We start from the raw sequence: 971 nt of genomic DNA, 5'->3' as shown, positions 1-971 counted from the left end.
ATGCCGGCGTGCGCGTCGGACGTGACCAGGGCAACCCCGAGCGGGTCGGCGTCGGTGGCGACCTTCAGGCCGCGGTCGCGGAGGCTGCGGAGGAACTCGGTCCAGAAGTCGGTGGTCTCCGCGTCACCGAGCGCCATCCCGAGGATCTCCCGCCTGCCCTCGCCGCTCACGCCGGTGGCGACGACGAGGGCCTGCGAGGCGACCCGGCCGCGGTGGCGGACGTCGAGGTAGGTCGCGTCGAGGAACAGGTACGGGAACCAAGTGTGATCGATCCGGCGGGAAAGGAACTCCTGCACCGCCTCGTCGATCTCACCGCAGATCCGCGACACCGTCGACCGGCTGATGCCGGTGTCGTTGCCGAGCGCCCGCACCAGCTGATCGACCTTGCGGGTCGAGACGCCGTCGATCCAGGCCTGACAGATCACCGCGTAGAGCGCCTTGTCGACCCGGCGGCGCGGGCTCAGCAGCGAGGGGAAGAACGACCCCTCCCGCAGCTTCGGGATCTGAAGGTCCACCTCCCCGGCCGGGGTCGCGAGGGTCTTCGGCCGGGTGCCGTTACGGCGGGTGGTCCGCTCCGGGGTGCGCTCGTAACGGGCCGCGCCGATCTTCACGGTCGCTTCCGCGTTGATCAGGTCTTGCAGGCCGGCCTGCAGCATTCGCCGGAACACGTCCGAGTGGGCCAGGTCGGGGTCGGCGAGGACTTCGCCGATCAGGGTCGTCAGGGCAGACTGGTTGTGGGTCATCGTGGGATCACTCTTCTTGCTTCTTGGCGGAAACAACTGGTCATCCCACGATGGCCCTTCACCGTCTACGACGACGAGAACCCCGCGGGAATTGACACCACGCTATTGGACTCACCCGTAGCGGCGAACAAGTCCACGACGATTGAGAACATCGCGTACTGGTGCTCTGCGCTGGCAGGCAACTGGGCCAGGCGCACCAGCTGCGGCGTGAGCGCTGTCATGGTCGAT

1 protein-coding gene is annotated in these 971 nt (G+C 67.8%); it reads right to left on the bottom strand.

What is annotated here, in order from left to right; translation table 11 throughout:
• On the bottom strand, positions 1-743 hold a 743-nt coding region (locus G3N18_RS15800), incomplete at its 3' end, for an IS256 family transposase (protein WP_196385193.1).
• Positions 744-971 lie beyond the last annotated feature (228 nt).

Source organism: Microbacterium paulum (assembly GCF_015707995.1).
GTDB classification, from domain to species: domain Bacteria; phylum Actinomycetota; class Actinomycetes; order Actinomycetales; family Microbacteriaceae; genus Microbacterium; species Microbacterium paulum.
The sequence above is the reverse complement of the archived record's forward strand: the minus strand, read 5'-3'. Positions and strand labels throughout refer to the sequence as shown.